The 15,008-nt window shown below is 72.6% G+C and carries 13 protein-coding genes and 2 pseudogenes; 2 read left to right on the top strand and 13 right to left on the bottom strand.

Annotation, left to right across the window (positions count from 1 at the left end):
* Positions 1-39: 39 nt before the first annotated feature.
* The 9 genes and pseudogenes from FHX78_RS34270 to FHX78_RS37800 form a co-directional block, all read right to left on the bottom strand.
* Positions 40-1,160: pseudogene (locus FHX78_RS34270) on the bottom strand (alkene reductase).
* Positions 1,161-1,465: 305 nt separating this feature from the next.
* Positions 1,466-1,945, bottom strand: coding sequence for a MarR family winged helix-turn-helix transcriptional regulator (locus FHX78_RS34265; RefSeq protein ID WP_145871229.1), 480 nt, complete (start codon positions 1,943-1,945; stop codon positions 1,466-1,468).
* Between the two features lie 36 nt (positions 1,946-1,981).
* Complete coding sequence (locus tag FHX78_RS34260; RefSeq protein ID WP_145871228.1) at positions 1,982-2,896, bottom strand: NADP-dependent oxidoreductase; 915 nt, start codon at positions 2,894-2,896, stop codon at positions 1,982-1,984.
* A gap of 160 nt (positions 2,897-3,056) precedes the next feature.
* Positions 3,057-4,070: an alpha/beta hydrolase gene (locus tag FHX78_RS34255; RefSeq protein WP_145871227.1), complete on the bottom strand. Its 1,014-nt coding sequence runs from the start codon at positions 4,068-4,070 to the stop codon at positions 3,057-3,059.
* Positions 4,063-4,827, bottom strand: coding sequence for an ABC transporter permease subunit (locus tag FHX78_RS34250; protein ID WP_145871226.1), 765 nt, complete (start codon positions 4,825-4,827; stop codon positions 4,063-4,065). Before FHX78_RS34250 ends, FHX78_RS34255 begins: the two co-directional genes overlap by 8 nt.
* On the bottom strand, positions 4,824-5,762 hold the full coding sequence (locus FHX78_RS34245) for an ABC transporter ATP-binding protein (RefSeq protein ID WP_145871225.1): 939 nt from the start codon (positions 5,760-5,762) through the stop codon (positions 4,824-4,826). Before FHX78_RS34245 ends, FHX78_RS34250 begins: the two co-directional genes overlap by 4 nt.
* Before the next feature lie 74 nt (positions 5,763-5,836).
* On the bottom strand, positions 5,837-6,502 hold the full coding sequence (locus FHX78_RS34240; RefSeq protein WP_145871224.1) for a response regulator: 666 nt from the start codon (positions 6,500-6,502) through the stop codon (positions 5,837-5,839).
* The gene (locus tag FHX78_RS34235; RefSeq protein ID WP_145871223.1) at positions 6,499-7,671 is read right to left on the bottom strand and encodes a sensor histidine kinase; all 1,173 of its coding nucleotides are present in this window, start codon (positions 7,669-7,671) and stop codon (positions 6,499-6,501) included. Before FHX78_RS34235 ends, FHX78_RS34240 begins: the two co-directional genes overlap by 4 nt.
* Positions 7,672-7,842: 171 nt before the next feature.
* A pseudogene (locus FHX78_RS37800) lies at positions 7,843-7,970 on the bottom strand (pirin family protein); the annotation flags it as partial.
* 372 nt (positions 7,971-8,342) lie between these two features.
* Between FHX78_RS37800 and FHX78_RS34225 the strand changes: the two are divergent.
* Together FHX78_RS34225 and FHX78_RS34220 are read left to right on the top strand one after the other, a co-directional pair.
* A complete protein-coding gene (locus FHX78_RS34225; RefSeq protein ID WP_145871222.1) occupies positions 8,343-9,029 on the top strand; it encodes a TetR/AcrR family transcriptional regulator in 687 nt (228 codons plus the stop codon).
* 64 nt (positions 9,030-9,093) lie between these two features.
* A complete protein-coding gene (locus FHX78_RS34220; protein ID WP_145871221.1) occupies positions 9,094-10,026 on the top strand; it encodes an MBL fold metallo-hydrolase in 933 nt (310 codons plus the stop codon).
* A gap of 610 nt (positions 10,027-10,636) precedes the next feature.
* Here FHX78_RS34220 and FHX78_RS34215 read toward each other — a convergent pair.
* The 4 genes from FHX78_RS34215 to FHX78_RS34200 form a co-directional block, all read right to left on the bottom strand.
* Positions 10,637-11,608: a pirin family protein gene (locus tag FHX78_RS34215; protein ID WP_145871220.1), complete on the bottom strand. Its 972-nt coding sequence runs from the start codon at positions 11,606-11,608 to the stop codon at positions 10,637-10,639.
* A gap of 111 nt (positions 11,609-11,719) precedes the next feature.
* Complete coding sequence (locus FHX78_RS34210) at positions 11,720-12,598, bottom strand: ABC transporter ATP-binding protein (RefSeq protein ID WP_145871219.1); 879 nt, start codon at positions 12,596-12,598, stop codon at positions 11,720-11,722.
* On the bottom strand, positions 12,595-13,704 hold the full coding sequence (locus FHX78_RS34205) for a FecCD family ABC transporter permease (protein WP_145871218.1): 1,110 nt from the start codon (positions 13,702-13,704) through the stop codon (positions 12,595-12,597). Before FHX78_RS34205 ends, FHX78_RS34210 begins: the two co-directional genes overlap by 4 nt.
* Positions 13,701-14,774 (bottom strand): FecCD family ABC transporter permease, encoded by a 1,074-nt coding sequence (locus tag FHX78_RS34200; protein WP_189908671.1) that lies wholly within the window; start codon positions 14,772-14,774, stop codon positions 13,701-13,703. Before FHX78_RS34200 ends, FHX78_RS34205 begins: the two co-directional genes overlap by 4 nt.
* Between the last annotated feature and the right edge of the window lie 234 nt (positions 14,775-15,008).

The raw sequence follows: 15,008 nt of genomic DNA, 5'->3' as shown, positions 1-15,008 counted from the left end.
TCCCGGCCAATCCGCGCCGTTGCCGCTGACGACGCCCGGCTATCGGGGGTTTCCGGTGCGGATGTCCTCGCTCGGCAGGTCCGGGTCCAGGAGGCCCGGGTAGTCGGTGTAGCCGTGGTGGTCGCCGCCGTAGAAGGTGGACGGGTCGGGTGTGTTGAAGGGGCCGTTGGCGGCCAGGCGGGCGGGAAGGTCGGGGTTGGCGAGGAACAGGGCGCCGAAGGCGACCATGTCCGTGGTGCCGTCCTCGACGAGGGTGAGGGCGTCCGGGCCGGTGGGCTCGGGGTGGGTGAACGGGTTGAGGACGAACGTGGCGGGCCAGGTCTTGCGCAGGCGCGTGGTCAGGGTGCGGTCGGGGCCTTCGATCATGTGCAGGTAGGCGAGGTTGAGTTCGCCGAGCCGGCCGACCAGGGTGGTGTAGGTGTTCTCCACGTCTGCCGCGTCCGTCTCGGCGATGTCGTTGTAGGGGTTGCCCGGGGAGATGCGGAAGCCGGTGCGGTGGCCGCCGATCGCCGCCGCGACGGCGGCGGCCACCTCGAGACCGAAGCGGACTCGGCCGTTGACGTCGCCGCCCCAGTCGTCGGTGCGCCGGTTGGTGTGGGGTGCGAGGAACTGGTGGATCAGGTAGCCGTTGGCGCCGTGGAGTTCCACACCGTCGAAGCCGGCGGCGATCGCGTTGCGTGCCGCGTCGGCGAAGTCGGCGATGGTGCGGGTGATGGCGTCGGCGTCCAGCTCCCGCGGGGTGACGAAATCCATCGGTCCCTGGCGGGTGAAGACCTGACCCTCGGCTGCGACGGGGGAAGGGGCGACGGGGTCAGGCCGTCGGGCAGCAGACTGGGGTGGCCGATGCGGCCGGTGTGCATCAGTTGCGCGAAGATCACACCACCGTCGCGGTGGACGGCGTCGGTGACCTTGCGCCAGGCGGCCACCTGCGCGGGAGAGTGCAGGCCGGGGGTGTCGGGGTATCCCTGGCCGACCACGGAGGGCTGGATCCCCTCGGTGACGATGAGGCCCGCACTCGCGCGCTGGCTGTAGTAGGTCGCCATCAGTTCGGTCGCGGTGGCTCCCGGACCGTAGGCCCGGCTGCGGGTCATCGGCGCCATCACGATGCGGTTGGTCAGCGACTGGCCGACCATGTCCATCGGGGTGAATGCATCCGTCATGGGAATCTCCCTGGTGTCACACGGGGTGGAAGAGAAGAAGGCGCCGGCTGGGGCGCGGCTGTGCTGCGGGAAGCGGCGGTGGCGGTTCTTGCGCGCCGGCCGGAACGGCGGCATCCGCGCCGGTGTGGGGCCTACGGGCCTACGGCGCGTCAACGCGCGTACACGCGTGCCGCGCGTCCGCGGCGGGTTCCTGGTGCCCCGGGTGGCGAGGGCTGCCCTCGGGGCGCCCTCGCCGCGCGCGGGGTGGGATCGGTGCGCGCGGGTGGGAGGTGCGCCGGGCGAGTGGGCCGCCCGGCCGTGCCCGACTACCCGACGGGTGTCTGTCGGCTGTGGTCCCTGACCGACTTCTCGATCAGTCGCGCACACGTGGTGAACATCTCGATCTGGTCGGGGGTCAGCTCACGCACGGAGATCTCCTCCAGGGTGCGCCACATGTCGGTGATGGGCTGCCGCAGGGCGCGGCCGCTGTCGGTGAGGTGGACCACCATGACCCGTCGGTCGTGGGGGGCCGGCTCACGGGTGAGCAGGCCCGCCTCCTGCATGCGGCGCAGGGATTTGGAGACGGTGGAGTGGTCGAGGCCGACCCGTTCCAGCAGTTCGGCCTGGGTCTGGCCGTCGCGGTCGAAGAGCTGCATCAGCAGCAGTTCCTGACCCGGGTGCAGGTTCATGGCGCGCAGCATGGCGGCGGCGTGGCCGCGGTGGGCGCGGGCGAGCTGGAAGATGGCGTAGCTCAACGGCCCGTCGCCCGCCGCGTTCGGCAGCTCTGGTGAGGTGGTACCGGACATTGCTGCTCCCTTGGCCACGTGAGTGGGAGTGATCGTTCAGTTGACGGTGAGGACGAGCTTGCCACGGTTGTGGCCGGCGTCGCTGGCCTGCTGCGCCTCGGCGGCCTCGGCCAGCGGGTAGGTGGCGCCGACCGTGGTCACCAGCGTGCCGTCGGCGGCCTGCCGGGCCAGTTCGGCGAGCCGGGCGGCGGAGCGGCGCTGGGGGCCCTCGGCGAAGACGACGCCGAGTTCGCGGGCGCGGAAGTCGGCGGTGGTGACGATCCGGTCGGTGCCGCCGCGCAGGGTGATGGAGTCCTCCAGTGCGCCCTTGCCCGCGGCGTCGAAGACGGCGTCCACCCCTTCGGGGGCGAGCGCGCGGACCCGCTCGACCAGGTTGTCCCCGTAGACGAGGGGGGTGGCGCCGAGTGAGGCGACGTATTCCTGGTTGGCCGGTCCGGCGGTGCCGATGACGCGGGCGCCGCGGGCGACGGCGAGCTGGACGGCGACGGTGCCGAGCGCGCCGGACGCTCCGTGGATCAGCAGGGTCTCGCCCGAGGTGACGTCGAGCAGGTCCAGCACGCGTTCGGCACCGTCGCTCGCCACGGGCAGGGCGGCGGCGTGCGCCCAGTCCAGGCCGGCCGGCTTGGGCGCGAGGACGGCCGCGGACGCCAGGGCGTACTGGGCGTAGGAGCCGGTGTCGGACCAGCCCAGGACCTCGTCCCCCGCCTTCAGGTGGTCGACGCCCTCGCCGACGGCGTCGACCACGCCGGCGATCTCTCCGCCGGGCACGGCCGGCAGCGTGGTGGGGAAGATCGCCTCCATGCCACCGGAGCGGATCTTGCCGTCCACCGGGTTGACGCCCACGGCGCGGACACGCACGCGGACCTGGCCGGGGCCGGGCCGGGGCACCTCGATCTCCGCCTCGTGCAGGACCTCGGTGCCGCCGAACGTGTCGAAAACGATGGCCTTCATGAGTGCTGTCCCCTCGGTGGGTTCGTCACGCCGACCACTTCTGTGGCCAGCCACATAAAAGTAGCACCGATTATGTGGCTAGCCAAGCAATTGGGCCGGGGGACGGCGCGTACCGCCCGCGCCCGCAGCCGGGGCGGTACGCGCCGTCCCCCGGTCGCCCTTACCGGCCCAGGGTCCCGAGCAGCATCGGCAGGGTGCGGTCCAGCTCTCGCCACCAGTACGGCGGGGAGTGCGTCCCGGCGTAGAAGTGCGTGCTCACCCGGGCGCCGGCCCGCTCCAGCCGCTGGGCGACGGTCCGCGACTCCTCCCCCATCAGGGTCTCCGTCGGCGAGATCACGTCGGCGGGGAAGGGGTCCCCGGGATCCTCCAGGCCCGGGACGGCGGGATCGGGTGCGGTCCCGGGCGGGTCGAGGGCTCCCGCCCGGCCGTCTCCGGCGGCCAGGTGCACGCGGGTGCCCCGCAGACGTTCCGCCAGGTGGTAGGGGTCGTGCGCCTGCCAGATCGCGCGCTGGGCGACAGGGTCGCCCCACAGCGCCCGCCAGTCGAGCCCCAGGTGGGTCATGCCCGCCCGTACCGCGTGCGGGTGCTGGAGCGGATGCACGAAGCCGCTGTAGGAGGCCACGGAGCGGAAGAGTCCCGGGTGCCGCGCGGCGTAGGAGAGGGCGCCGAAACCGCCCTGGGACTCCCCCGCCGCCGCCCGCCGGGTGCCCGCGCCGTAGTCGCGTTCGAGCAGGGGCAGCACCTCGCGCAGGTGGAAGCCCTCCACGGCGGGCGGTCCGCCGTCGCCGTGGTTCCACCAGTCGCTGTAGAAGCCGTACAGCGGCATCTCGGGCATGACGACCAGGGTGTCGCGCAGCGACGGCTTCCGGTGGACCCGGTACTCCCGCGTCCAGGTCTCGTGGTCGCCGTCGCCGCCGATGAACAGGTACAGGACCGGCCAGCGGTCGTGACGGCCGCGCCGTTCCCAGCCGTCCGGGGTCAGCAGCCGGACCCGGGCGTCGCGTCCGAGGGCGGGCGAGCGCACGGTCAGGTCGACGATCCGGCCGTCCGTCCGCTCCTCGTCCACCACCCGGGCGCTCTCGCGGACGTGCGCCCGCGGCGCTGCGGGCGCCAGCAGACCCGCGGCGCTCACCAGCGCCAGCAGTACCAGGACGACGCGCCGACGGTCAGACATCACGCCTCCGCAGGACGAGCGCCGCTCCGGCCAGGGCGACGGCGGTGTACGCGGTGACCAGTGCCAGGGACGGCCAGGGGCCCAGGGTGCCGACCGTGTCCGGGGTCGCGTCGGACGTCTGCGTGAGCTTCTCCAGCGCGGCGGTCGGGGAGGCTCCGGCGACCCAGGGCCGCAGGCCGCCGAGGAGCGGCCCGAACAGGGACGGCAGCAGCAGCACGGCGACCACGGCGGCGACCGCGCCGGCCGCATGACGCACGACCGTTCCGATCGCCAGTCCCAGCACTCCGACGGCGGAGAAGAGTGCCGCGACGCCGAACAGCGCGGGCAGCGGCTCCCCTTGGGCGTACGAACCGTCGAGGACGGCGTCGCCCAGCAGGTACGCCACCGTGCACGCGGCGAGCCCCAGCCCGTACAGCATCCCCGCCAGCAGGGTCGCCTTGGCGGCCAGCACCCGGCCGCGGCGGGGTGTCGCGGCCAGGGTCGCGGCGATCGTGCCGCTCGCGTACTCGCCGGACACCGTGAGGGCGCCCACCACTCCCGCGGCCATCAGCGCGACCACGCTCAGGGTGAGGCTGCCGCCGAGGACCGTGTCGTCCGGTTGCAGGCTGCCGGTCAGTCCGACGAACACCGCGCCCAGTACGGTCACCAGGGCAGCCGTGGCCGTCGTCCACACCGTGGAGCGCAGGCTCGCGAACTTCGTCCATTCGAAGGCCAGGGCCTCCCGGAATCCGGGCGTCGGGATCAAGGCCGTACTCATCGCGGCGCCTCCTCCGCGTCGCTGTCACCGCTCCCCTGGTATTCGACGGCCTCTTCCGTCATGGCCGTGTAGATCTCTTCCAGGGAGCGGCGCAGGGGGGTCAGTTCGTGTACGGCGAGGCCGTGCACGCGGGCGAGTTCGCCGATGGCGGGGGCGTCCAGTCCGGTCACCCGCCACCGGCCGTGTGCGTCCAGGCGTACCGAGGCGCCGCGCGATTCCAGCAGGGCGCGCATCGGGCCGGACTCGCCGTGCGGGGTGCGCAGCAGGGCGGAGTCGGGCGAGTGCGCCTCGATGAAGTCCCGCATGTCCGTGTCGGCGAGCAGGCGGCCCCGGCCGATGACGACGATCCGGTCGGCGGTCCGTTCCAGCTCGCTCATCAGGTGGCTGGAGAGGAACACCGTGCGGCCCTCCGCGGCCAGGGACTTCAGCAGGTCCCGTATCCAGCGGATGCCCTCGGTGTCCAGCCCGTTGACCGGTTCGTCGAGGACCAGCACGCCGGGGTCGCCGAGCAGGGCGGCCGCGAGGCCGAACCGCTGGGCCATGCCCAGCGACAGCCCCTTGGCCCGCCGGTTGGCGGCGGCCTCCAGGCCGACGGTCCCCAGCACCTCGTCCACCCGCCGGGCCGGGAGGGCGTTGGAGCGGGCCAGGCCGAGCAGGTGCCGGCGCACCGTGCGGCCGCCGTGCACGGCTCGCGCGTCCAGCAGGGCGCCGACCTCACGCAGGGGTGCGGCCAGCCGGCCGTAGGGGCGGCCCGCGACGGTGACCGAGCCCGCGGTCGGTGTGTCGAGGCCGAGGACCAGTCGCATGGTGGTGGACTTGCCCGCGCCGTTGGGGCCGAGGAACCCGGTCACCCGGCCGGGACGGACCGTGAAGGACAGGGCGTCCACGGCGGTCTTCGCGCCGTATCGCTTGGTGAGTTCCGTTGCTTGGATCATGTCGCCGACGCTACGGAGGACGGCACGGGGCGACATCCGCCGACGGGAGCCGGCCGCTACTCCGCCGGGAGTAGTCAGTCCTCCCCGGCCCGCACCAGACCGGTCTCGTACGCCGCCACGACCAGTTGCGCGCGGTCCCGGGCCCCCAGCTTGGTCATCACCCGGCTGACATGTGTCTTCGCCGTCAGCGGGGACATGATCAGCCGGCTTCCGATCTCGTCGTTCGACAGCCCGCGGCCGACCAGCGCGAGTACCTCCCGCTCCCGGTCGGTCAGCGGGTCCAACCGCTGCCGGGCCCGCGCCCCGGGCGCCCTCAGCCGGGTGAACTCCTCGATCACCCGGCGGGTGACGGCGGGGGCGAGCAGGCTGCGCCCGGCCGCGACCGTGCGGATCGCGGCACGCAGGTCGTCCGGGTCGATGTCCTTCAGCAGGAAGCCCGCCGCCCCGGCGCGCAGGGACTCGAAGACGTACTCGTCGGCCTCGTACGTCGTCAGCACCAGCACCCGTACGGCGTCGAGGGCGGGGTCGGCGACGATGCGGCGGGTGGCCTCCAGGCCGTCGGTCCGGGGCATGCGGATGTCCATCAGCACCACGTCGGGGCGGGTGGTGCGGGCCAGTTCCACCGCCTGCGCGCCGTCGGCGGCCTCCGCGACCACCACCAGGTCGTCGGTCAGGTCGAGCAGGGCCCGGAAGCCGGCCCGCACCACGGTCTGGTCGTCGGCCAGCACCACCCTGATCACTCCGGCGCTCCCCGGTCGGCGGGCAGCTCCGCCCGCACCCGCCAGCCGCCGCCCGGTACCGGCCCCGCCTCCGTCCGGCCGCCGACGGCCGCGGCCCGCTCCCGCATGCCGATCAGGCCGAAGCCGTCACCCGGTCCGGCGGAGGCGCTCCCGTCGTCGACGACCTCCACGACCAGCCGGTCGCCGTCCCGGGTCACCGCCACCGCCGCGTGCCGTGCCCCGGCGTGTCTGATCACGTTCGTCAGCGCCTCCTGCACGATCCGGTACGCCGCCAGCTCCACCACCTGCGGCAGCGCCCCGCCGTCCAGGCGCAGGTCCACCTCGAGGCCGGCCGCCCGCACCCGCTCCACCAGCTCCGTCAGCTCCCTCAGCCGGGGTGCGGGGCCGGTCGGGGCGCCGCCCTCCGCGCGCAGCACACCCACCGTGGCCCGCAACTCCCGTACCGCCTCCTTGCCGGACGCCCGCACCTGGCGCATCGCCGCGCGCGCCACCTCCGGCCTCTTCTCGAACGCGTCGAGCGCCAGGCCCGCCTGCACGGTCATCGCGGACACGGTGTGGGCCACCACGTCGTGCAGTTCCCGGGCGATCCGCACCCGCTCCTGCTCCACCCGGCGCCGGGCCTCCCGCTCCCGCTCCGCCTCCGCCCGCTCCGCCCGGTCCGCGTACTCGCGCACCAACTCCCGTCTCCCCCGCACCGCTTCGCCCAGCAGCAGCGGCACCAGCGGCCACAGCATCTCGAGCAACGGCGCGCCCTGCGGCTGGGCCACGTCGATCCCGGCGACCAGCGACACGGTCCCCGAGGCGAGCGCGGCCACCACGCCGGTACGGACGGTGCGCGGGCGGTCGCCGTGCACGGCGACCGTGTACAGGGCGACCATCACGGGCAGGTTCAGCAGCTCACCGATGTGCCCGTACAGCGCCCACCCCGCGCACGCCGCCCCGGTGACCACCGCGACCGCCACCGGCCACCGGCTGCGCACCAGCAGCGCGCCGATCGAGACCGCGAACAGCAGCCAGGTCACCCCGTCGGCCTGCCGGTGACCGGCGTCGTTGACCGCCGCGTCCGATCCGGTGAACACCGCGACGACCACCGCGACCGCCGCATCCGCGAGCGGCGGAGGCAGCGGCCGGGGAACGCGCGGGCGGCGCCAGGGGACGGAACGGCTCACAGCCTCACCGTACGAGCGCTTCGCAGCGAACGCGTACGACAGCGGGAGTACGCGCCGCGCTCCGGGACACCGGTACCTGACCGGCGCAAGAGGTGAGGGCCGCGTGCCCCCGTGCGGTCAGCTTCGAGGCACCCGGGGGCGGGAACCGGAGGCCCGAGGCAGGGGTACGGTTCAGCGCACCCTTCCTCGCGGCCTCAAGGGCGCGTTCGGCAGTTCCGGCGCGGGCAGTGGGGCCCCGTCGTACCCCTGCACCTCGCCGAAACGGGCCCCGTCATCCAGTCCTCACGGGCCCGCACGATGTCCTCGTGCGACCGGGCCATCGGCGTCGAGCACCTCTCGAGCCGGACGTTCTCGTCGAGGTCGAAGCGACCGCGCTTCTCGGCCGACATCTCAGCCGGTCGCCACTCGGAGTCTCCCAGCCTCGGCGGAGCGCCGGTGGCGGAAGGCGTGGTCGGCCCGTTCGCGCCCCTCTCCCGCCGCCTCCCCCTGCACATCGACGGATCTGGACCCTAGAAATTGGACTGTACTGTAAAGTACAGCTAGTCAGGTCAGCCATGGATTGATCGAGGCTCTTGTTGTGAGCGGGCACGCCTGCCCCGGAGACGGCGACCCCGCGCCGGCAAGCCCGACTGGGCAGGTGAGCCCGGTATGTGAGCGAGGAGCGGAACGGCGTGGGTGGACAACTGGGCGCAGGCCGGCCTGGGTCACGGCATGAGGGAGGCGGGGGGCGCAGGTCGGCCTCCGAGGAGAAGATCCTCGCTGCGGCGAAGGACCTCTTCCTCGCCGACGGCTACGACGGCGTGAATCTGGATCGGATGGCCGAAGGGGCGGGAGTTTCACGGCAGACCGTCTACAACCGTTTCGGATCGAAGGAGGCGGTTTTCCGGGAGATGGTCCGCCGCCACTGGTCGACGTTCGCCGGCCCCGATCGTCGGCTCGTCGAATGCCCGCTGGGTGCGAGCGTCGACGACATCCTGCGGGGGTTCGCCCAGTCCCTCCAGCGCTTCACCGCCGAGACGGACCAGATCCGTTTCGCCCGGCTCGTGGTGAGCGAGTCCGGGCGCCTGCCGTGGATCGCCGAGGAGTTCTACCAGCTGGGTAAGGGGCCGATCGCGGACGCGTTCGCGGACTGTCTCGACGCCCTGGTCGTCGACGGCCGCCTGCGATGCCCGGACACCCGCCTCGCGGCCCGACAGTTCATGGGCATGGTCCAGGAGTTCCTCGTCTGGCCGAGGATCATGGCCTTCGAGGAGGAGACGGCCGGTCAGCCCCCGGCGGACGTGGTGATCGAGGAGGCCGTCCGCACCTTCCTGGCCCGTTACGCACTCGCACCGGACGAACCGGCGCGGACCGCCTGAACCACCGCCGCGCGACGACCGAATCCGTATCCGACCCGTCCCGCCTCTCTCCGGAGGATCTGTCGTGCCCGCAGACACTATTACGCTCGGCAACGTCGAGATCACGCGCGTCATCGAGTGGTCCGGCCCCATCCGTACTAACCGCTTCATCATCCCGGACAGCGACGAGGAGACCTGGCGGCGCAACCAGGAGTGGCTGGCGCCTGACTTCTGGACTCCCGCCGACGACGCCTACCGCTGCCACATCCAGACCTGGGTCCTGCGCAGCGAGGACCGGACCATCCTGGTGGACACCGGAGTCGGCAACGACCGAGAGCGTCCGCAGGTCCCGCAGTTCGCCGGACTACGGACCGACTACCTCGCCCGCCTGCGCGAGGCCGGCGTCGAGCCCCAGGACGTCGATGTTGTCGTCAACACTCACATTCACTACGACCACGTCGGCTGGAACACCGAGTTGCGTGACGGCCAATGGGTACCCACCTTCCCCAACGCCACATACCTGATCCCGCGCGCCGACAACCTGTACTTCGACCCGGAAAGCCCCCGTCGCGGCCGAGCGCCGCGCGACGAGCACGAGCGCCTCCGCTGGGAGGGCAGCAAACTCGTGTTCAACGACAGCATCGCCCCCATCCACCACGCCGGACAGGTGGTGCTGTGGGAGGACACCCACCGCATCGACGACAGCCTGCTGCTGGAGGCCGCACCGGGCCACACCCCCGGTTCGTCCGTCCTCACCTTGCGCTCGGGCACCGACCGCGCTGTCTTCGTCGGGGACATGCTGCACAGCCCCGTACAAGTCCTCGAACCCGGCTGGAACAGCTGCTTCTGCGACGACCTCCAGCTCGCGGCCAAGACCCGCCGCGCCTATCTCTCCCGAGCTGCCGAGCTGCGCGAGCTCATCATCCCGGCCCACTGGCCGGGGCACGGGGCCGCCGAGGCCAGGCAAGAGGGCGACGGCTTCGCCATCACTGCATGGGCCGCCTTTCCACGCGGCTGATGCGGATGAGCGGTGGTCGCTGAGCTTCCAGCCTCGTTCGCCTCGTCCGCGGTGATGGTCTCGCTCATCAGGTGTCTCCTTGAGCCTCGAATGCGCCGTCCATTGGACACTCCCGGACGACCTTGATCTAGATCGAGACGGTCGTCGACGCAGGCAAGTTCCGACGTCGACGATGAACTGGCTGGCCCGGTCATGGGCGAATCGACTGGAGGATCGGCGTGACCGAGCGATGCGGGCGCCCACTCACCGTGCGGAAGACCCTCCCCGTACTCAACCACCGTCTACCGCGTGGGCGGTTGAGACGCCACGTGCGCGTCGACACCGAAGCCCGTATCAGCGGAGCGTCGCCGCACGCAGGAAGCGCCATGCGGGGTTGAAGCGGAGAGGACTCCACGTCATCCCTTCCTGACTCACCATCAGGTAAGTCAGGAAAGGGTCAGCATTGGTTCGGCTGAAGCTGCCCGCAGATGCCCCTACCTTGGGAATCGCGGACAGCTTCAGAGGCGCGTGGGCAGCCAGAGCCGAAGCCCGACTCCGTGAGGTGTCCGCGTCGTCGGGCGGACACAGCAACGATCGGGCCCCATTGGCACAGGACCCATGTTTTCGCAGGTCAGCGCGCCCTTCGCCGAGCCTTCAGTGGCGCGTTCGGCAGTTCCGGCGCGGGCAGCGGGGCCCCGTCGTACCCCCGCACCTCGCCGAAACGGGTCCCCGTCATCCAGTCCTCCCGGGCCCGCACGATGTCCTCGTGCGACCGGCCGATGAAGTTCCACCACATGACGATCTCCTCCTGGAAGGGCGGTCCGCCCAGGAGGATCAGGCGCGCCGGTTCCGTCGCCGCGTTGGTCAGGGTGAGGGCGGTGCGGCCGGGGGGCGCGTAGCCGAGTTCGGCCGGTTTCAGGGGCGTACCGGCGAGGAGGACGTCTCCGCTGTCGACGAGGACGCCGTGCTCGAAGCCGGGGTCCACGTCGAGGGTCACGGCGGCGCCCGGATCGAGGGTGACCTCCGCGCCCAGCAGCGGGGTGAAGGTGCGCACCGGTGAGGTGTCGCCGGCGAGGGTGCCGAGGAAGACACGGGCCTCGCCGCCGTCGAGTGCGCGGGGTGCGGGGACGTGGTGCTGGAAGTCCCGGCCGGCGGCCCGGTGCTCCTCCGGCAGCGCCACCCACAGCTGCACGCCGTGCAGGGTCGTGGTGCGGTCGGTGGAGACCTCGGAGTGGCTGATGCCGAGGCCGCCCGTCATCAGGTTCAGTTCGCCGGGCCGGACGAAGGCGTGGACACCGTGGCTGTCGCGGTGCTCGATCTCGCCGCTGAACAGCCAGCTGACCGTCTGCAGTCCGGTGTGCGGGTGCGGCGGTACGCGCATGCCGCCGGACTCGGACACGTCGTCGGGGCCGTAGTGGTCGGCGAAGCACCATGCCCCGATGAGCGTCCGGGCCCGCTGGGGCAGGGTCCGGCGCACGCGCATGGCCCGGGGACCGCCGAGGGGGACGTCCCGCGGGGTGATGACCTCGATGCCCGGCGGTGGCGGTCCGTCGGCGTCCGCGCCGCAGACCGACTCGGCCGGGTGCGTTTCCGTGTTGCTCATGCGCTCGTCCCTCCACCACCCAGGAAAGTTTTACATTCAACTTTCATGGTCCCGATCATAGGCCCGTTGTCCAGGATCGCGCGGGGAAGGTCCGGAGGCGAGGGCGGGGTGTCAGCCGCGTGCCGGAGGGACGGCGGCCGGCGCGGTGGCCCGCGGACGGCCCTCGGGGCCCGCGTCCGTGGGGCGCCGCGGGGCGGCGGGCACCATCAGGGGCGTACCGGTCTCCGGGTCGTCGATGATGCGGCAGGGCAGGCCGAACACGTCCTCCACCAGCTCGGCGGTCATGACGGACGCCGGGTCCCCCTCGGCCGCGACGACACCGCCGGCCCGCATCACCACCAGGTGGGTGGCGTAGCGGCAGGCCTGGTTGAGATCGTGCAGGACGGCGACGACGGTGTGTCCCTGGCGTGCGTGCAGCTCGGCGCAGAGGTCCAGCACCTCGACCTGGTGGGCGATGTCCAGGAAGGTGGTGGGCTCGTCGAGCAGCAGGACGGGGGTCTGCTGGGCGAGCACCATGGCCAGCCAGACCCGCTGGCGCTGGCCGCCGGACAGGTCGTCCACGGGCCGGCCGGCGAGGTCGAGCACCCCGGTCCGGCGCATCGCCTCGACCACGGCCGTCTCGTCCTGCGCGGACCACTGCCGCAGCAGCCGCTGGTGGGGGTAGCGGCCGCGGGCCACCAGGTCGCCCACCGTGATGCCGCCGGGGGCGGTGGACGACTGCGGCAGCAGTCCGAGGCGGCGGGCGACCTCGCGGGTGCGGTACGAGGCGATGGCCGCTCCGTCGAGGTACACCTCCCCCGCCTTGGGCTTGAGCATCCGGGCCAGTGCCTTGAGGAGCGTGGACTTGCCGCAGGCGTTCGGTCCGACGATCACCGTGAAGGAGTGGTCGGGGATGTCGACGCCGAGGCCGGTGGCCACGGTCCGCTGGTCGTAGCAGAGGGTCAGGTCCTCGGCCCGCAGCCGCGGGGCCGGGAGGTGTGTTCCTGTCATGCGCGGCTCTTTCGCGACTCGGTGACCAGCAGCCAGATGAGGTACAGCCCGCCGATGGTGCCGGTCGCCGCGCCCACCGGGAGGATGGCGTCGGTGAACAGCCGCTGCACGGCGAGGTCGCTCGCCGTGAGCAGCACGGCGCCCATGAGGGCGGTGGAGACGAGGGAGGGGGCGGAGGACCGGGTCAGCCGCCGGGCCACCTGGGGGGCGGCCAGGGCGATGAACCAGATGGGCCCGGCGACGGCGGTGGCGAACGCGGCCAGGGCGACGCAGACGACGAGCAGCAGGTTCCGGGTGCGGGCGACATCGACGCCGAGGGCCGTCGCCGTGGGGTCGCCCATCTCCACCATGGACAGCCGGCGGGCGAGCAGAAAGGCGACCGGGAGCAGCACGACGACGGCGACGCCGATGGTGTTGGCCTGGCTCCAGCCGCGGTTGTTCAGGCTGCCGAGGAGCCACGCCTGGGCCTCCAGCGCCTCCTGGAAGGTGGCCCGGGTGATCAGGTAGGAGTTCACCGCCAGCAGTAGGGCGCTCACCCCGATGCCGATGACCACCAGCCGGAACCCCTGCAGTCCCCGGCCGGCGATGAGCAGGGTGACGGCGGCGGCGGTGGCGAGACCGCCGATCAGCGCGCCGACGGCGATCTGCGTCATGCTGCCGTGCAGCACGATGATGACGGTCAGGGCGCCGACGGCGGAGCCGTTGGTGAAGCCGATGACGTCGGGGCTGCCGAGCGCGTTGCCGGTGAGACTCTGCAGGATGCCGCCGCTGACGGCGAGGGCGGCGCCGACGCACACGGCGGTGACCAGGCGCGGCATGCGCAGGGTGTTGACGATGAAGTCCGCGCCGGGGGAGCCGCTCCCGGTGAGTGCCCGGACGACCTCGGTCACGGAGAGTTCGAAGTCCCCGGTGGTCAGGCTGATGCCCATGACCGTGACGAGGACGGCGAGCAGCACGACGCTCACGGCGACGGAGCGGGGCGGGACGCGCAGTGAGAGCCCCGCTCCCCCGGTGCGCACGACCAGCCCGCTGACCACCCGGGGCACGGCGGCGTCCTCGGCGGCGGGCGGGCCGGCGGGGGCTTGCGTCTTGTGTACGGGGCTCACAGCATGACCAGCTTCCGGCGACGGCAGAGCGCGATGAACAGCGGGGCGCCCAGGAACGCGGTGACGATCCCGACCTGGACCTCGCCCGGGGCGCCGAGCACCCGGCCCAGGACGTCGGCACCGATCAGCAGGACGGGCGCCAGCAGCATCGAGTACGCCATCACCCACCGCTGGTCGGGGCCGGCGACGAACCGGGCGACGTGCGGGACGGCCAGGCCGACGAAGCCGATCGGTCCGGCGGCGGCCGTGGCGGCTCCGCACAGCAGCATGACGGCGACGGCGCCCAGCACCCGCGTACGGACGACGTGCACGCCGAGGGCGCGGCCCAGCTGGTCGCCCATGGCGAGCGCGTTGAGCGCGGGGGCGAGCGCGAGGGCGAGCAGCGCGCCGACGGCGACGAACGGCAGGACGGCCTGGAGGACGTCGAAGGTACGGCCGGCGAGGGAGCCGGCGGTCCAGAAGCGGAACTGGTCGAAGGCGCGTGGGCGCAGCAGCAGCACCGCCGAGTTGAAGGCGTACAGGACGGCCGTGACGGCGGCGCCCGCGACGACGAGGCGGTCGGGGGTGGCCACCGCCCGCCCGGCGGAGCCCAGCAGGTAGACCACCAGTGTCGCCACGACCGCGCCGAGGAGCGCGAACCACACCTGGCCCAGTACCGAGCCGACCCCCAGGAAGGCGATGCACACGACCACGCCGGTCGAGGCGCCCAGGTTCACGCCGAGCAGTCCGGGGTCGGCGAGCGGGTTGCGCGTCATCGCCTGCATCAGCGCGCCGGACAGTCCGAGGGCCGTGCCGACGGCGAGGCCCAGGAGCGTGCGGGGGATGCGGTAGTCGTGGATGATGACCGACGTCTCGGAGCCGTCGGGGTGCCGGAGCAGGGTCCACGTCGAGGTGAACGGGATGTCCTGGGTGCCCACCCACACGCTGACCAGTCCGACGAGGACGAGCGCGAGGAGCGCGAGGAGAAGTCCGAGCGAGCGCAGCGCGGTGACGCCGCGCCGGGCCCGGGGCGCGACCGCGGCGGGGGGCTGTTCCGTGGACACCGGCCGGGTTTCGATCGTCAACGACAACTCCCCCTGGCGGTGGTGCGCGAGGCCGGCACGGGCTGTGCGGACGGCGTGCACGACCGGCGAGTTCAGCTTAGGCGAGGCTAACCGAAGGCGAAGCGGGTGGTCAACGCGGCGTCAGCGAGCGGGGGTTGGGTGTGCGACGGGGCCCCGGCGCACGTCCTCGCGCGCCCGCCGGGCGCTGTATCTGGACTCCCGTGTTCAGAGTAGCCTTACCTAACCAACTGACCATCGCGG

Source organism: Streptomyces capillispiralis, assembly GCF_007829875.1.
GTDB classification, from domain to species: Bacteria; Actinomycetota; Actinomycetes; order Streptomycetales; family Streptomycetaceae; genus Streptomyces; species Streptomyces capillispiralis.
Note: the sequence above shows the minus strand (reverse complement) of the source record. Positions and strands in the feature narration are given on the sequence as shown.